The 845-nt window shown below is 74.1% G+C and carries 1 protein-coding gene; it reads right to left on the reverse strand.

Going from position 1 to position 845, the window contains the following annotated elements; genetic code table 11:
• Positions 1 to 115: 115 nt before the first annotated feature.
• Positions 116 to 331: an I78 family peptidase inhibitor gene (locus tag AC07AZ_RS33160; RefSeq protein ID WP_478854391.1), complete on the reverse strand. Its 216-nt coding sequence runs from the start codon at positions 329 to 331 to the stop codon at positions 116 to 118.
• Between the last annotated feature and the right edge of the window lie 514 nt (positions 332 to 845).

The raw sequence follows: 845 nt of genomic DNA on the forward strand, positions 1-845 counted from the left end.
CCACCCCCCGAAGGGCCGCCGCCCCTCGTGGGACGGGGGGTCGGAACGAACCCAAGAACCCCCAGGCAAAGGCGGAACTGGCCTCCCGGGTGGGGGACCCGGGTCCGTCGTGTGGTCAGCCCTTCCAGGCCCGGCCCACGCGGCCGTCCCTCACCTCGAAGTTCAGCCGTCCCACCCGGTACTCCATGGTGATGATCGCGCCGGGCGGCAGCGAGCGCACCGTCGACCACCCCCGCTCGCGGGCGAGCCGCTCGGCCCGGTCGGCGTCGAGGCCGACATACGTGTCCGGCGTGTCGTCAGGTTCGGCGGATGGTGTCGGAATCGGTGCCATGCGCCCACGCTAGGCCGTGTCCCGCGGCGGGGGAAGCCCGGGTCCGCACGGTGGTCACGCTTCGTCCTCCGGTCACACTTCTGTCACAGGATCACGACACGCGTGTCCGTCGAACTCCGTCACCCGAACGGGGGGTTCCGTGCCTGTTCCGCTCGTATTCGAACTCAATTCCCGCCGGTCCGGACAGCCCGGCCAATAGCCCCGCGGAAAGACGCCCGGAGAGGCGTCCCGGGGCCCTTTGAGTACCGATTCCTACGGACTTCGCGCGAGCCGGCACGGCAGAGGAAATACACGGTTCCAGCACAGAACCCCCGCACATCACCCGTCGGAGCCCGGCGCACCGCGGCTCCCCTCAGGGCGGCGCGCACAAGAGGACGGGGACGCTCCGGCGCACCGCGGGGGGAGCATTTCAGCGCGTTGCCGGGGGGGGGGGGGGGGGGGGGGGGGGGGGGGGGGGGGGGGGGGGGGGGGGGGGGGGGGGGGGGGGGGGGGGGGGGGGGGGGGGGGGGGGGGG

It is taken from the genome of Streptomyces sp. NPDC043878 (genome assembly GCF_056435735.1).

Bases quoted from the DNA above. Each gene is read 5' to 3' on its own strand.
- AC07AZ_RS33160 (WP_478854391.1), bottom strand. From the start codon at position 331: ATGGCACCGATTCCGACACCATCCGCCGAACCTGACGACACGCCGGAC.